The sequence below is a fragment of the Pseudoalteromonas sp. MQS005 genome (assembly GCF_001661605.1).
In the GTDB taxonomy this organism is placed as follows: Bacteria; Pseudomonadota; Gammaproteobacteria; order Enterobacterales; family Alteromonadaceae; genus Pseudoalteromonas; species Pseudoalteromonas tetraodonis.
On the sequence record NZ_LYRQ01000076.1, the window covers coordinates 1 to 15,370 of the forward strand.

The 15,370-nt window shown below is 39.4% G+C and carries 14 protein-coding genes; 9 read left to right on the top strand and 5 right to left on the bottom strand.

Annotated features, from left to right (window positions below):
- Nucleotides 1-186 precede the first annotated feature (186 nt).
- Nucleotides 187-1,233 carry a GGDEF domain-containing protein gene (locus A9479_RS20165; protein ID WP_231893595.1) on the top strand — a complete coding sequence of 349 codons (1,047 nt, stop codon included), beginning with the start codon at nt 187-189 and terminating at the stop codon, nt 1,231-1,233.
- Here the strand turns inward: A9479_RS20165 and A9479_RS18245 are convergent.
- Entirely contained in the window at nt 1,222-2,232 is a 1,011-nt protein-coding gene (locus tag A9479_RS18245; protein WP_064664201.1) for a GlxA family transcriptional regulator, read from the bottom strand. The two genes, A9479_RS20165 and A9479_RS18245, sit on opposite strands and share 12 nt — an antisense overlap.
- 128 nt (nt 2,233-2,360) lie before the next feature.
- On the opposite strand from A9479_RS18245, the gene A9479_RS18250 reads away from it, so the two are divergent.
- The gene (locus tag A9479_RS18250; protein WP_064664202.1) at nt 2,361-4,268 is read left to right on the top strand and encodes a beta-ketoacyl synthase; all 1,908 of its coding nucleotides are present in this window, start codon (nt 2,361-2,363) and stop codon (nt 4,266-4,268) included.
- A 69-nt stretch (nt 4,269-4,337) separates the two neighbouring features.
- Here A9479_RS18250 and A9479_RS18255 read toward each other — a convergent pair whose 3' ends face one another.
- On the bottom strand, nt 4,338-5,522 hold the full coding sequence (locus A9479_RS18255) for a DUF1624 domain-containing protein (RefSeq protein ID WP_064664203.1): 1,185 nt from the start codon (nt 5,520-5,522) through the stop codon (nt 4,338-4,340).
- A gap of 127 nt (nt 5,523-5,649) precedes the next feature.
- On the bottom strand, nt 5,650-6,066 hold the full coding sequence (locus A9479_RS18260) for an MgtC/SapB family protein (RefSeq protein ID WP_013464847.1): 417 nt from the start codon (nt 6,064-6,066) through the stop codon (nt 5,650-5,652).
- A 271-nt stretch (nt 6,067-6,337) separates the two neighbouring features.
- Here A9479_RS18260 and A9479_RS18265 point away from each other — a divergent pair, with 271 nt between their 5' ends.
- Nucleotides 6,338-6,670, top strand: a complete 333-nt coding sequence (locus tag A9479_RS18265; RefSeq protein ID WP_033102481.1) for a hypothetical protein — start codon at nt 6,338-6,340, stop codon at nt 6,668-6,670.
- Here A9479_RS18265 and fghA read toward each other — a convergent pair.
- The gene (gene fghA, locus A9479_RS18270; RefSeq protein ID WP_064664205.1) at nt 6,624-7,466 is read right to left on the bottom strand and encodes an S-formylglutathione hydrolase; all 843 of its coding nucleotides are present in this window, start codon (nt 7,464-7,466) and stop codon (nt 6,624-6,626) included. The two genes, A9479_RS18265 and fghA, sit on opposite strands and share 47 nt — an antisense overlap.
- A gap of 66 nt (nt 7,467-7,532) precedes the next feature.
- Nucleotides 7,533-8,654, bottom strand: a complete 1,122-nt coding sequence (locus A9479_RS18275; RefSeq protein ID WP_064664206.1) for an S-(hydroxymethyl)glutathione dehydrogenase/class III alcohol dehydrogenase — start codon at nt 8,652-8,654, stop codon at nt 7,533-7,535.
- 130 nt (nt 8,655-8,784) lie between these two features.
- On the opposite strand from A9479_RS18275, the gene A9479_RS18280 reads away from it, so the two are divergent.
- From A9479_RS18280 to gdhA, 6 genes are all read left to right on the top strand, one after another.
- A complete protein-coding gene (locus tag A9479_RS18280; protein ID WP_171046528.1) occupies nt 8,785-9,657 on the top strand; it encodes a LysR family transcriptional regulator in 873 nt (290 codons plus the stop codon).
- A gap of 136 nt (nt 9,658-9,793) precedes the next feature.
- Nucleotides 9,794-11,011, top strand: coding sequence for a lipoprotein-releasing ABC transporter permease subunit (locus A9479_RS18285; RefSeq protein ID WP_024601043.1), 1,218 nt, complete (start codon nt 9,794-9,796; stop codon nt 11,009-11,011).
- Entirely contained in the window at nt 11,004-11,702 is a 699-nt protein-coding gene (lolD, locus tag A9479_RS18290; RefSeq protein ID WP_064664207.1) for a lipoprotein-releasing ABC transporter ATP-binding protein LolD, read from the top strand. Before A9479_RS18285 ends, lolD begins: the two co-directional genes overlap by 8 nt.
- Nucleotides 11,692-12,936, top strand: coding sequence for a lipoprotein-releasing ABC transporter permease subunit (locus A9479_RS18295; RefSeq protein WP_064664208.1), 1,245 nt, complete (start codon nt 11,692-11,694; stop codon nt 12,934-12,936). Before lolD ends, A9479_RS18295 begins: the two co-directional genes overlap by 11 nt.
- Before the next feature lie 98 nt (nt 12,937-13,034).
- Nucleotides 13,035-13,508 (top strand): DUF1456 family protein, encoded by a 474-nt coding sequence (locus tag A9479_RS18300; RefSeq protein ID WP_064664209.1) that lies wholly within the window; start codon nt 13,035-13,037, stop codon nt 13,506-13,508.
- A gap of 387 nt (nt 13,509-13,895) precedes the next feature.
- Nucleotides 13,896-15,248: an NADP-specific glutamate dehydrogenase gene (gene gdhA / locus A9479_RS18305; RefSeq protein WP_033102478.1), complete on the top strand. Its 1,353-nt coding sequence runs from the start codon at nt 13,896-13,898 to the stop codon at nt 15,246-15,248.
- Nucleotides 15,249-15,370 lie beyond the last annotated feature (122 nt).

Sequence of the window (15,370 nt, forward strand, 5' to 3'; positions counted from 1 at the left end):
ATAATTTATATATATAAAAAGATCTAATCAAGGCCTATCAATCTTTGTTCACGCATATTTAAATTTAGGCTAATATTAGCTGTTATAGTAAGTAGGCTTACATATATGTTGTAGTTATTATCTATTTTTTAATCCTAGGCTGATATGCTTGAAGTTTATGGGAGGTAATAATTTAAAGGGATATTAATGCATCAGCATTCATTTGATAAAACAGAATCAGTCAGATTAACCGTATTCAAAAATATAAGCTTAATAATTACATTAGTTGCTTTAGTTGTCACTTACGTTAATGTGTTTATGAGTAAAAATTATGTTTTGGGCTTTATTGAACTTGCATTAGCTTTTTTTTGTATTTATACGTATCACCAAACGAGAACAAATCGCTCTAAATTATGGCATCGCTATGCTGTTATTTATACTTACTTTGCAGTTGTGTTGCTTGCTATCACCGCAATTAACTTAGAGACTGGCATATCGCATTGGGTGTGTACTCTTCCTGTATTGGTTTACTTATTGTTTGGAAAAAAGCATGGCTTTATAAGCAGCTTTAGCTTTTTGATTACGTTGTTACTGCTGTTTTATGTGATCGACAAACGGTTAGTTGAAATAAATTTTAAGCTCATCATTAATCTTTCTCTGACGTATATTATTGTGTGGGGTGTTTCACATGTTTTTGAATCGATGAGAGCCTCTAATCAAGAGGAAATTATTAATTTAGCATTACGCGACAGCTTAACGCAGGCTTATAACCGGCGTGCTTTTAAAAGCCATTTTCATAACCATATCGACTTTTCTAACCCCTATTGTTTTGCCTTAGCTGATCTGGATTTTTTTAAAAAAGTAAACGATAAATATGGGCACGATGCCGGTGATGCAGTGCTGGTACAATTAACACAGTTATTTAAAAAACATTTAGGCGATGAACATGTTTATCGTTTTGGCGGTGAAGAATTTACATTGGTGGTAAATGACGACATAGAGGTCGCTATAATCACAATGGATAAGCTAAGAACAGACATACAAAATCATCAATTTACTTATATGCAGAGCACGTTAAATATCACTATTAGTATTGGCTTGGTCGGTATTGATGCACATGAGCATACTCACCTGAGTGAAATTTTAAGATTAGCCGATAATTATTTATATTTAGCTAAAAACAACGGTCGAAACTGCGTTGTCAACGGCCTGACTAAAATATCAAACAAGGGCAAAGAAACATTAACCAAATAACTTTCGTCTGACTACTTTTCTGTATTCGCTCGGGGTTTGGCTCAATACCTTTTTAAACACACGGGTTAAATGCCCTTGATCGTTATAGCCAACTTCTAACGCGACTTCCTGAATTGATAAGTTCGATGAGGCCAGTAATTCTTTTGCACCTTCAACACGTAGCTGCTGCCAGTACTCTATAGGGCTTTGATTTGTAGCAAGTCGAAACCTGCGTGTAAACGTGCGGTAGCTTAAGCTAAATTGTGCCGCGACTTCTTGTAAATCTAACTCACTAGATAAATTAGTTTTTAACCAAAATTGTATTTGTGCAATAAGTTCATCAGCATGTCGGTTAACGGCGCCTTCTAAATAGCGTTGATCTTCGTAGGGTTTACGTATTTCATGTGAAAAGTTCCGCTCAACATGCTGCGCCGCTTCTTTACCATAGTATTGGCTAATAATATGAACAATAACGTCAGCTAAGGCATTTAAACTGGCTACCGTATACATGCGCTCTGATTGGGTAATAAAAAAATCAGGTTTTAAGCTAACGTTTGGATAATCTTGAGAAAATTGCTTGGCATAATGCCAGTGAGTGGTTGCAGGGTGACTATCAAGTAAACCGGCTTCTGCGAGCAAACAATTGCCGGTACCAACACCAATAATATGGCTTCCCATCGTAAAACTCTCATTGAGCCAATTAACTATTGGTTGATTCGTTTTAACAACAGGGCGTGGATTACGCCAAATACCCGGAACAATGATTAAATCGCAATAGGGGGCGTTATCACTGCTGCAATCAGGCACGATGGCTAAACCTGTTCTGGTTGCAATAGGAGCCATATTTTTAGCAATTAAATGAATATTCAGCGCTCTAAAGTGTTGCTTACTAGTGTGCCCTTTGGCGAACGCTTCACCTGCTCGGAGCATTTCAATTGGCAGGGTTAAACTAGTTACCAGTAGGTGCGAGTAAACAGCAATGGCTATATTTAATGGTGGATTTGTTGGATTATTGCTCATTTAAATGCTCCGACCAGTTGTTTTTGGCCTTTTATGCTTAATATTTGGCTATTAAAGCACAAAGGTGTGTGCGTAATCCATTTAAACTAACTCCATATTCTTATAACACGTTTTTTTAAAGGTAAATTATGACCGCATTACCCGTCATTGTCGGCATGGGAGGCATTAATGCCGCTGGCCGTACTTCTTTTCATCAAGGTTATCGTCGTATCGTGTTAGATAGCTTAGAGTCTCAAGCTCGCCAAGAAACATTTTTAGGCCTCGCCACATTAATGAATTTAGTGAGTGTTGTGAATGGACAACTACAAGACATGCAAGGCAATAATGTTGAGCAAAGCGACATAGAAGCACGTTTTGGTGAGCAAATTATTGCAGGTACATTAATTCGCAAAATTGAAAAACAACATTTTGATGTGGATGCCACGCCGTGGCAGCAAAAAATGACGTTAACCGCATCGGATGAAAACGCGATTGTGTTTGAAACACGCCGTCGTGATTTACCTTCGCCAGTACCTGAAAGTTGGCACGTAGAAGAGCTTGAAAATAAAAAAGTGAAAGTAACTATTGCTGCTCAATTTGATATTAAACATGATTCTACTCGTGATAACCCAATTAAATCGGCTGGGCAACTACCCACAGGGTTTGATCCGTCAATTATGTACAATAGCCGCTACCAACCTCGTGGTTTACAAGCCACTATTTTTGCTGCCACCGATGCAATAAAATCAACCGGACTTGATTGGCAATACATTATGAATAGTGTTGAGCCTGATAAAATTGGTACCTATTCAGCATCGGTTATTGGCCAAATGGACGATAAAGGCTTAGGTGGGTTAGTCAAAGCGCGCCAGCAGGGTGATCGCGTCAGCACTAAGCAGCTAGCACTGGGTTTAAATACAATGTCGACCGATTTTATCAATGCCTATGTTACGGGCAATGTAGGGACTACTTTTTCTACATCGGGTGCGTGTGCTACTTTTTTATATAACTTGCGCGCAGCAGTAAATGATATACAAGCAGGGCGCACACGTGTTGCAATTGTGGCAAGTGTAGAATGTGCGATTACCCCTGAAGTGGTTGAAGGCTTTGGCAATATGAGTGCGCTGGCTAATATTGAAGGTTTGCGCCGCTTAGATGATTTAAGTAATGACGATGAACCTGATTATCGTAGAAGCAGCCGCCCATTTGGCGAAAACTGTGGCTTTACTTTAGGTGAAGGCGCACAAGTGGCTATATTAATGGATGATGCGCTGGCACTTGAACTAGGTGCAGACATTATGGGCTGTGTGCCTGATGTATTTGTTAACGCCGATGGAGTAAAAAAATCAATTACTTCACCTGGGCCTGGTAACTACATTACCATGGCAAAATCGGCTGCACTTGCCAGTAGCTTACTAGGTAAAGAGGCATTACAGCAACGTAGCTTTATTTTAGCCCATGGTTCAAGCACACCACAAAACCGCGTAACTGAGTCGTTAATTTATCATAAAGTAGCGCAAACATTTGCAATAGATAATTGGAAAGTAACCGCCCCTAAAGCGTATGTTGGCCATACTATAGCACCTGCCAGTGGCGATCAGCTTGCCATTGCCTTAGGTGTATTTAGTCATAATATTATGCCGGGTATTACCACTATAGATAAAGTGGCTGATGATGTTTATGCAGATCATTTAGATATTCGTAACAGTCACTATGATTGTGGTGATATGGATATTGCATTTATAAATTCTAAAGGGTTTGGTGGTAATAATGCAACAGCCACAGTGCTTTCAGCAAAAGTAACGATGCAGATGCTTGCTAAGCGTTATGGCGATGAAATGATGGGGCTCTATACCAGCAAACATGCAGCGGTAAAAGAAGCACAACAGCACTATCAAAAACAAGCAGATTTAGGTCAATACGCGCTAGTTTATCGTTTTGGTGATGGGCTGATTGATGAAAATGACATTGTTATTGATGAGCACAGCATTCAGCTGCCAGGCTTTGAAAAAGCAATTATATTCAATACAACAAATTCCTATCAAGATATGTTCTAAGCACACATACTTGTTAGCAAGGCGCTTTTTAAGCGCCTTTTTTAATGACTAAAAACAACAGCGTAATAACTAAATATATTTAGCAATCAGGCTGTTTTTATTACGATATTTCCAATTTAAGTAGCGCTTAGCGAGTAAGGCGGTAAGCACAACCACTACAGCTATCATCGCCATGGTTGCAATATAACTCATACCATACCCTGATGGTAAGCCAACAAGGGTTTCACCATAGGTCATATCACTAAAGTTAAAACCAAGAACAGGTATTAAAAGCCAACTGATAGCATGCAGCAAATACAAGTGAGTGAGGTAGGAAAACATGCTGGTTTTACCTAGTACTTGCAGAAAATTTTGCGAAAAACTAGCCTTTAAGTGGCTCAACAGTTTTAGCGCAATTAAACCAAGCCCTACAGTAAGTAACATAAATTGTAACGACAACGGATATTTAGTCGGATTTAAAAACGACATAATAGTCAGCAGTGGATCTGTATGTGTAGAAAACTGTGACATATCACCGTATAAATTAAAGCCGCGTAGTATTGAATAAAGTGCTAGGCAGCTCATACCCATAATAAACGCGTAATTCATCACTTTTTTACTATAATGCTGAGATTTATAATATATACCTGCACAATAAGCCAAACACATGAGTCCAACAATAGGCGCAACGGGGTAGGTCGTTCTAATAGAAAAACCAAACGGCAGTGCTAATACATTTTTTTGATGAACGATAGACCACAGTGTATGCGCTATTGTATTAGTTTCAAAGGTAATGCCATCAAGTAAGTTATGACCAAATACCAGTAATAAGCCAGCTATAAATACAGGGTATATACCTGTTAAGCGAAGCAAGCCAAGCACCACAAAGCCCCAGCCAATCGCCCAAATTACTTGAGCATATAACATCGGGAAAAGAGGATTAAAACTCCATGACCATGACACAATTGTAAACTCAAATAAAATAAGCACTAAGCCTCGAACTATTAAAGCGTTAGCAAACTGACGAGTACACGCGTATTTATGCTCTGTAATAGCGGCAGAGAGGCCTGCTAAAAATACAAATAATGGCGCACAGAAATGCGATATAAAGCGTGTGAAAAAAGTAAGCGCATCTGTTCCGGGTATGGTCATGGGATCAGTTACTGAATAATTTATACAATAATACATGCCGTGATCTATCACCATAAATATGATGATAATGCCGCGTAATAGATCAATATGATGCAAGCGACTTTGCGATAAAGATAATGACATAAAATACAATTAACAAGAATGAAAAAAATGAACTTGATTATATGTTATATTATATCAAAATGCGAGTTTGAAGATTGCATTTAACAGGGTGATCGCATCAGCGCTAAGCAATTAATTATAATTTTCATTATTTAAATTTTTTAACATACCTAAGCGTTATGAAGTTTATTACTGCCAACAAAATAGCTATTTCATAGCGGCTGTACGCAATAGCGATACCAATTAAACCCATATTCCAAATACTCGCAGCTGTTGCTGTTCCAGATGTAGACTGGTTATTTTTTAAAATAGCGCCGCCACCAATAAAACCAATACCTGTAATAATACCTTGTAACATTTTAGATTGCGCCTCTGCGCCCTCCAAAACTGACATAGCAATCAGTGCATAACCACATGATGCGACGGCAACTAAAGGAAACGTTCTTAGACCTGCACCATTATGGCTATGCTCTCTATCATATGCCATTGGCAGGGCAAGTAAATACGCCATGCCAAGATGAATCAAGTTATCAATAATGTCTCTCCACTGTAGATCAATTTCCATTGTTATTTCCACGGATAAATTTTAAATAACTAGCAAAAATTGAACCAAGGTACTAATTTAAATAAAATCATTGTGTTACCTTTGTTTTATCGAGGGGGATGAGTGGCGTTAGCAATATTTACACAATAAAGTGCGTTTTTACCCAGCAATGAATTTCAGCTGCGTACCACACAAGCAAACTCTATTATGTAAAATTGTGGGGCTTACATATTTTTACAACACTCCTTTTTTAAGTCGTATATAATTTGGCTTATTTGCAACGAGAGTTTACATGCGCATTTTGTTAATTATTATCTTTTTAAATGTATTAAGTGGTTGCACAGTAATGGGTATATTTTTGGATGAAAAGGCGAGATCCAATTCAAACATCAATAGCACTAATAGTTATGTAAAGGATAAAGATGGTTTTAGTTTTAGCAAACTTGGTTACGAAACTGATAAAGCCATAATTGAATTTATAAAAGGAGATGACGGTGTGATTAAAAAATGTAGGCAGGTTACTAAGGTCTTAAAAGAATGTGTAGAAGTAGATAAATCTACTCTACACAGTAATGAATCTAAGCCGATAAAAACTGATGATGAAATAATAAGTGTTGGTCTATAAAGCTACTAATAAAAAAGTAACTATGATCGTAGCCAGCGTGCATTTCGAGCTGCAGCGGATACGCTTTTTTATTAGCGATATCGACCAAATTTTGCGGCTTAAGCTGCTCTTCTAAAAAGTTATCAGCATCACCTTGGCTTACCAGCATAGGTAAATAGTTAGCTTGCTCGGCTTGTTGCATTAATTCGCAAGTATCGTAGTGTGCCCACGTTGTTTTGTCGTCGCCTAAGTAGCCTGTAAATGCTTTTACACCCCACGGACACGCCATGGGATTAACAATAGGACTAAATGCCGAAGAGCTGGTGTACGATTGTGGGTTTTTAAGTGCAATCATCAATGCGCCGTGCCCGCCCATTGAATGACCACTAATTGCTTTTTTATCTGTAACAGGAAAGTGTTGCTCAATTAGTGCCGGTAACTCATTAACAACGTAATCATACATATTAAAATGGGTGTTGTAGGGCGCTTTTGTGGCATTAAGGTAAAACCCAGCACCTTGTGCAAAATCATAGCTGTCTTCGTTTGGCACGTTATCACCACGTGGGCTCGTATCTGGCGCTACAATGGCGATACCCAGCTCCGCTGCTTTTTTAAATGCGCCTGCTTTTTGCATAAAGTTTTCATCGGTACAGGTTAAACCTGATAACCAGTACAGTACCGGCACCTTATTGGTTTCACTGGCGCCTGGCGGTAAAAAAACTGCAAAACGCATAGTGCAACGAGTGCTTGAAGCGCTATGGCTGTATTGCTTATGCCATCCGCCAGCGACTTTCGCTGTTGAAATATTTTCTAACATAACAATCCTTAAAAGCCGTTACTTAATAGCAACGGCTTGTGATGGTAATTAAGTGAAATGAGCGTATTAGTAATGAATTACAGTACGAATACTTTTACCTTCATGCATTAAATCAAAGGCATCGTTAATTTCTTCTAGGCTCATGGTATGAGTGATAAAGTCTTTTAGCGCAAATTCACCCGCCATGTAACGCTCTACAATTTCAGGAAGTTGTGAGCGGCCTTTAACACCACCAAATGCGCTACCACGCCATACACGGCCAGTAACAAGTTGGAACGGACGAGTTGAAATTTCTTGGCCAGCACCGGCTACACCAATAATCACAGACTCTCCCCAACCCTTATGACAACACTCAAGCGCAGAGCGCATTACATCAACATTACCAATACATTCAAATGAGTAATCAACACCGCCATCGGTCATCTCAACAATGACTTCTTGAATTGGCTTGTCAAAGTCTTTTGGATTAATTAAGTCGGTAGCACCTAGTTTGGTCGCCAAGTCAAATTTAGAGGTATTAATATCAATACCAATAATACGACTTGCACCAGCCATTTTAGCGCCAATAATGGCAGATAAACCAATACCGCCTAAACCAAAAATAGCCACCGTATCGCCCGCTTTTACTTTAGCCGTATTTGTTACAGCGCCCATACCGGTAGTAACACCACAGCCTAATAAACAAATTTCTTCTAACGACGCTTCTTTGTTTACTTTAGCCAATGAGATTTCTGGCAATACTGTGTATTCAGAAAATGTAGATGTACCCATATAGTGGTAAATAGGCTCGCCATCTTTGAAAAAGCGAGTGGTGCCATCTGGCATTAAGCCTTTACCTTGCGTTTCGCGAACTGCTGAACACAAGTTTGTTTTACCTGAAGTACACATTTTACATTCACCACATTCTGCGGTGTATAAAGGAATAACGTGATCGCCAACTTCTACACTTGAAACGCCTTCGCCCACAGCGTAAACCACCCCAGCGCCTTCATGACCTAAAATAGCGGGGAAAATACCTTCAGGATCTTCACCTGATAAAGTAAAAGCGTCTGTATGGCATACACCAGTGGCAGTGATTTTTACCATTACTTCGCCTTTTTTAGGCATCATCACATCAACTTCTTCAACGCTTAAAGGCTGATTAGGACCCCAGGCAATCGCTGCTTTTGATTTTATAAATTCAGACATGTGTATATCCTTTGTAGTGGTTTGAATATGAATTGTAGACCCATACTGTTTGGGTGATGAGGTTATTGTATTTGTTTCTCAGATAATGATAATCTTCAATTTAATAAAACACTTTTACAGTATGGTAATAATTATGCGTTGGGAAGGTATTGATGAGTTTATTGCTGTTGGCGAAGAGGGAAGTTTTACCCAAGCTGCACAGACGTTAGGTTTATCGGTTGCTCATATTAGCCGCCATGTTACAAAGCTAGAACAACGGTTAAATACGCAATTATTAACACGTACCACTCGAAAGGTTGTGTTAACCAAAGAGGGCGAGCAGTTTTTACACCAAGTTAAACATTTACAGCACGCAATGGACGAGGCCACTCAAGGCTTAGCATCGGTACAAACCTCACCTAAAGGTAAAATTAAATTAACAGCACCGGTTATGTATGGTGAAAGTTTTATTATGCCCATTGTGCATTCATTTATGCATGATCACCCAGAGGTAGAAGTAATCGCAACGCTCTCTAACGAGCAAGAAAACTTATTAGAGGGAGGCTTTGATTTAGCCATTCGACTAGGCCATTTAAAAGATTCAAGCTTAAAAGCGCGGCGCTTGAGCTCGCGACGATTTATTATGTGTGCTTCACCTGCATATTTAGCGCGTTTTGGTGAGCCTCACACTTTGGGGGAGCTTAATAATCATCAATGTTTAATTGGAAATAGTAGTTATTGGCGAGTAAATGAAAATAATCGTGATAAACATATTAAGGTAGCAGGGCGATTGCATTGTAATAGCGGCTGGGCACTGGTTGACGGCGCTAAAAAAGGTTTGGGTATTGTTCAGTTGCCTGATTACTATATTGAAAATGAAATTAAATCCGGTCATTTAGTGCCTATATTAACTGCATACCAACCACAACAAGAGGGCGTGTGGGGTCTATATCCGCCACGGCAATTTGTGGCTACTAATGTGCGGGTATTACTTGATTACTTAGTAACAGGGCTGAAAGTTTAGCAGGGTTTACTGGCTTGTTTAAAATATAGCCAAGTATCAGATTTATAAATTATTTCTTACATTTATGGTGATATTCAATTGCGCTGAGTTCGTGCTACTATAACGCCACACTTTTGGCATTAATGTTTTAATTAATATGTTTCAACCTGTTAGCCTGTTTATCGGACTCAGATATAGCCGCTCCTCTAAAGGCAATGCGTTTATTTCGTTCATTTCGTTTTTTTCTATTGCAGGTATAGCGATTGGTTTAATGGCGCTTTTTACGGTCAGCAGTGTAATGAACGGCTTTGAGAGTAGTTTAAAATCAAATATGTTGGGGCTTATTCCACACGTTGAAGTGCAAGCCAAAGATCACTCCAAAGCGCAAATGAATTCGTTAAAATCTGCGCTTGAGCAATCACCGTATGTTGATCATGTTAGTTTGTACCGCCACGGTGAAGCCATATTGCAAACCAATAAAGATCTTCACGGGGTGTTATTACAAGGGCTTTACGACAATAACGGCTCGCTGTATAAAATCACCGACAAAATAGTGCAAGGCAATTGGCAAAGCGTACTAAATAATAATTATAATATTGCAATAAGTCGTTATTTAAGCCGCAAACTTGGCGTTGGCTTAGGTGATAAGTTACGTGTAATTATGCCTAACGCATCTACGTACACCCCACTTGGGCGCATGCCAAGCCAACGTTTATTTAAAATTGCTGCTATCTATGAAACTGGCTCCGAAATAGACATGGGACTGGCATTTACCAGTGGCGTATCACTACAACGGGTTTTAAAACTTAGCAACAATACGGTACCTAATTTAAGCGTGTCACTGCATGAGCCGTTTGCACTTGACCAATTTATGCAAGACAGCCAACACATACTCAATGACTTTAAACTCACCGACTGGAGAAGCAGTCAAGGCACTTTATTTGCCGCCGTTGCGATGGAAAAACGCATCATGTCTATGCTCCTTGGCTTAATTGTGCTGGTGGCGGTATTTAATATTGTATCGGCACTGACCATGATGGTCAGTGAAAAACAAAGCGAAGTAGCAATTTTGCAAACATTAGGACTCACACCAAGCCAAGTGCAAACCGTATTTATGGTACAAGGGCTCTATAACGGAGTAATTGGCACGGCCGTGGGTGCTTTTTTAGGTCTTTTATTAAGTTTATATATAAATGAACTGCTGGCTTTGGTTGGTTTAAATTTACTATCGGGAATTTCACTCCCCGTCAAATTTGATGTGGTTAGTTTAAGTGTTATTGCCGTTTTAAGCTTAGCAATGAGCTTTTTAGCGACTTTATATCCAGCACGCCAAGCCGCTAAAGTAAACCCAGCAGAGGTATTACGTTATGAATGATTTAGTAATTAGTTGTGAAAAAATAAGTAAAGTGTACCAAGACGGGCAAAATCAGGTTGAGGTATTAAAAGGCGTTGATTTAGCCCTAACGCAAGGTGAAATGCTGGCAATTGTAGGCAGCTCAGGTTCAGGTAAAAGCACCTTGTTACATATTTTAGGCACCTTAGACACGGCCAGTGCGGGTAGTGCAAAAATAAAAAACCAAGACGTTGCTAAGTTATCTCGATCGCAGCAAGCGGCTTTCAGAAATAAAAACTTAGGGTTTATTTATCAGTTCCACCATTTATTAATGGAATTTAGTGCGGTTGAAAACGTTGCCATGCCATTACTCATAAAAGGGTTGAGCGCAAAAGAAGCCAATAAGAAAGCACTTAACATGCTAGATAAGGTAGGCCTTGCACATAGAAGTAGCCATAAGCCTTCGGCTCTTTCTGGTGGTGAACGTCAGCGTGTTGCCATTGCACGCGCTTTAGTGACAGAGCCTGCGCTGGTGCTTGCTGATGAGCCAACGGGTAATTTAGATAAGCAAAATGCGATTAAAATTTACGATTTAATTAATGAGTTAAATAAAAGTTTAAACACCAGTTTTGTGGTGGTTACTCATGATTTAGAGCTGGCTGATAAACTGGGTAAAATAGCGTACTTAGATGATGGTAAACTATCAATAAAAGAGTCTAACCATGTTGCTTAGTGCCTTTATTAGTAAACGCTTTAGAGCCTATTCAGGCCATAAAGATGAAAAAAATGCCTTCGTAAGTTTTATAGCTAAAGCATCCACTATTGGTATTTTACTTGGTGTTGCCGTGTTAATTGTGGCGTTATCGGTGATCAATGGTTTTGAACAACAATTGGTTCATCGTTTATTAAGTGTAGTGCCGCAAGTTGAATATGTTGCCCCAAGTAGGCCAATTGCCAATTGGCCCACTAAAGTCGAAAAGTTAAAACAGCAACCACACGTAACAGGCGCAGCCCCATTTATTGCCGTTAATGGTATGGCGCAATTTAAAAGCCAATTAAAAGCGGTTGAGATCCGAGGTGTTGAGCCTTCGTTGGAAGGTGATGTGTCAGCCATTAACCAATTTACACAAGGTAAATTAGTCAGCCAGTTAACAGGTGATGATGTTATTTTAGGCAAGCAAATTGTTAAGCAACTTAACATCGCATTAGGTGATAATGTGACCTTGTTAATCCCACAAATTAGTGAAAAAGGCCAGTCATTACTTGCCCCAAAACGCGTTACCCTCACGCTTGCGGGCATTATAGAAATGGGCGGACCAATCGACAGCAGCGCTGCTTTTATTCACCTCAACAAAGCACAACAAACCTTAGGCTACGATCAAAGCCAAGTAACAGGATTACGCTTGCGTGTTGATGATGTGTTTTCGGCGCATCAAATAGCGCTTCGTGTTGGCCAGACTATTACCGATTATGTGTATATTTCGAGTTGGCTTAGAACGCAAGGTAGCTTATATCAAGATATTCAAATGGTGCGCACGATTGTTTATATTGTGGTGTTTTTAATTATCGCGGTGGCGAGTTTCAATATTGTGTCTTCACTGGTAATGGAAGTGCGTGAAAAAGAAGGCAATATTGCTATTTTAAAAACCATGGGTGCCAAAGACAGTACCATATTGGCTACTTTTGTCATGCAAGGCTTAACCCAAGCATTTGTGGGTGTACTTTTAGGCTCAATTGTTGGCGTGATTTTAGCAATTAATATTAGTGAGCTATTTACTTGGCTGAGCTTGTTACTGGGTGAAAACCCGCTAGAAGGTGTGTACTTTATCGAATTTTTGCCCAGTAAATTAGTTTGGCAAGATATTGTGTTGACCGTTATAGCCACCTTTGTGCTTGCGATATTGGCGACGCTATACCCAGCATGGCAAGCAACACGCGTAGATCCGGCAAAGGTATTGGGTAATTAAACACAGTATTTAATAGGGTGCTTAGTGTAACTCTGATAAACTGCGCCGCTACTAAACAGCTTTTGTTTGCTGAGCGCTTATTTACCTTGGGATTTACTTTGACAAATAACGATATTTTACGCCGTATTCGCTACACCTTTGATTTAACTGATTCAGCTATGGTTGATGTTTTCGCCGCAGCAGCGCAGAGCATAAGCACTGAGCAGGTGATTGCATGGTTAACTAAAGAGGGCGAGCCTGGGTATACCCCAATAAGTGACACTGAATTTGCGGTATTTTTAAATGGTTTTATAAATACCAAGCGCGGCAAGCGTGAAGGTGAGCAGCCAGAGCCTGAAAGTAAATTGAACAACAATATTATTTTTATGAAGCTACGAATTGCTTTAAATATGAAAGCAGAAGACGTGATCGCGACCTTGGCGTTGGTTGATTTTGATTTAAGTAAACATGAGCTAAGCGCATTTTCACGTAAAGTTGAAAACAAGCATTACCGTGTGTGTAACGATCAAATATTGCGTTTATTTTTAACTGGTGTACAGCGTACTTTTCGCCCAGATGGCGAAAAAGCTTAATGCATTTTATGGAGGTTGAATACAACCTCCATTTTGACCTCTCTACATTTACTCAATTATCAGTCTATCCTTCTACAACTTCAGTCTCATAAAGCAGTTTATTTTGTCGCTCTCGTAAAAATGTAGAGTCGTATTTTGTTTTACTATTTTTTTAATACTTTTAACGTGTTATTCATTAAAATGGGTGTTTTTAGCATATAAATTCTTTTTTAATGAGTTTTTATACAAAAGAAACAACAATTTAATTCAACATCAAACACGTGCATCCAGTTTATCTATGATGTTAAAGTGTGAAAATAATGATCGGATAATTAATTTCTTCACTAACAATAGCATTGATCATTTTTCCTATTTCAAATTAAAAAATACCTACATGGAAGAATAAATATGAATTATATACACACAACCATTGCGCAGTTAAAACAAACGAGCCCTGCGCAATGTGAGTTTTATCAAGCAGTGGAAGAAGTGCTTGACTCACTTGAACCTGTATTTGCGCAAACAAGTCATTACCAACAACAAGCAATTATTCAAAGAATGGTAGAGCCAGAGCGCCAACTAATGTTTCGTGTGCCTTGGGTTGACGATGAGGGCAATATTCAAGTGAATAAAGGCTACCGTATTGAATTTAATTCGGCGTTAGGGCCTTACAAAGGCGGCTTACGTTTTCACCCGAGTGTAAACGCCAGCATTATAAAGTTTTTAGGCTTTGAACAAATTTTTAAAAATGCATTAACGGGCTTACCTATTGGTGGGGGGAAAGGCGGTGCGAACTTTGACCCTAAAGGACGCTCTGATGGCGAAATTATGCGTTTTTGCCAATCCTTTATGAACGAGCTATACCGCCATATTGGCCCGACTACCGATGTACCTGCCGGCGATATTGGCGTAGGTGCCAGAGAGATTGGCTATATGTTTGGTCAATACAAACGCTTAACAGGGCGTTATGAAGGGGTGCTAACGGGTAAGAGTTTACTTTGGGGTGGATCGCTTGCCCGTAAAGAGGCTACAGGGTATGGCGCTGCCTATTTTGCTAATAATATGCTTGAAGAGCGTAACGATAGCTTATCGGGTAAGCGCTGTTTAATTTCAGGCTCTGGTAATGTGGCTATCTATGCCATGGAAAAGTTATATCAACTTAATGCAACGCCAATTACCTGTAGTGACTCTAAAGGCACTTTATACGATGAGAATGGTATTGATTTAAAGCTGATAAAACAGCTCAAAGAGCAATCAAGAGGGTGTTTAAGTGACTACTTAGACACTCATCCTCAAGCCAAGTATACGCCTCGCGATGATTACCCTGAGGATGGTCATACGGTATGGCGCTACAGTGCGGATGCGGCATTCCCTTGCGCCACGCAAAATGAATTGACCGAAGCGGATGCAAAAGCGCTACTTGATAATGGCTGTAAATTAGTATGTGAAGGAGCCAATATGCCCTCAACCAAAGAAGCGATTGATTGCTTCATTGAAGCAAAAATTGCTTATGGCCCGGGTAAAGCGGCAAATGCCGGTGGGGTGGCAACCAGCCAACTAGAAATGGCGCAAAATGCCAGTATGCAAAGCTGGACGTTTGAAGAAGTTGATGAAAAGCTCAAGCAAATAATGAAAGATATTTTCACAACAGCAAGCGATACCGCAAAAGAATTTGATCAGCCCGGTAATCTATTACTAGGCGCTAACATCGCTGGTTTTAGACGTGTAGCCGATGCAATGATTGAACAAGGCGTTGTATAGTAGCGCCTCGGCTATTTAATTAACTCTCTACTTTTATTCGTTATATCCTGAATAAGAATTGTTCAGGATATAGCAAAAATAATGTATAATATTATTTAATAAGGTAAATTTAACTCGCTAAT

What these genes read in the sequence shown, in the direction of transcription:
- A9479_RS20165 (WP_231893595.1), top strand. Translation starts at nt 187, where the DNA reads ATGCATCAGCATTCATTTGATAAAACAGAATCAGTCAGATTAACCGTA.
- gdhA (WP_033102478.1), top strand. Translation starts at nt 13,896, where the DNA reads ATGAATTATATACACACAACCATTGCGCAGTTAAAACAAACGAGCCCT.
- fghA (WP_064664205.1), bottom strand. Translation starts at nt 7,466, where the DNA reads ATGTTAGAAAATATTTCAACAGCGAAAGTCGCTGGCGGATGGCATAAG.
- A9479_RS18275 (WP_064664206.1), bottom strand. Translation starts at nt 8,654, where the DNA reads ATGTCTGAATTTATAAAATCAAAAGCAGCGATTGCCTGGGGTCCTAAT.
- A9479_RS18250 (WP_064664202.1), top strand. Translation starts at nt 2,361, where the DNA reads ATGACCGCATTACCCGTCATTGTCGGCATGGGAGGCATTAATGCCGCT.
- A9479_RS18295 (WP_064664208.1), top strand. Translation starts at nt 11,692, where the DNA reads ATGTTGCTTAGTGCCTTTATTAGTAAACGCTTTAGAGCCTATTCAGGC.
- A9479_RS18245 (WP_064664201.1), bottom strand. Translation starts at nt 2,232, where the DNA reads ATGAGCAATAATCCAACAAATCCACCATTAAATATAGCCATTGCTGTT.
- A9479_RS18265 (WP_033102481.1), top strand. Translation starts at nt 6,338, where the DNA reads ATGCGCATTTTGTTAATTATTATCTTTTTAAATGTATTAAGTGGTTGC.
- A9479_RS18260 (WP_013464847.1), bottom strand. Translation starts at nt 6,066, where the DNA reads ATGGAAATTGATCTACAGTGGAGAGACATTATTGATAACTTGATTCAT.
- A9479_RS18285 (WP_024601043.1), top strand. Translation starts at nt 9,794, where the DNA reads ATGTTTCAACCTGTTAGCCTGTTTATCGGACTCAGATATAGCCGCTCC.
- lolD (WP_064664207.1), top strand. Translation starts at nt 11,004, where the DNA reads ATGAATGATTTAGTAATTAGTTGTGAAAAAATAAGTAAAGTGTACCAA.
- A9479_RS18255 (WP_064664203.1), bottom strand. Translation starts at nt 5,522, where the DNA reads ATGTCATTATCTTTATCGCAAAGTCGCTTGCATCATATTGATCTATTA.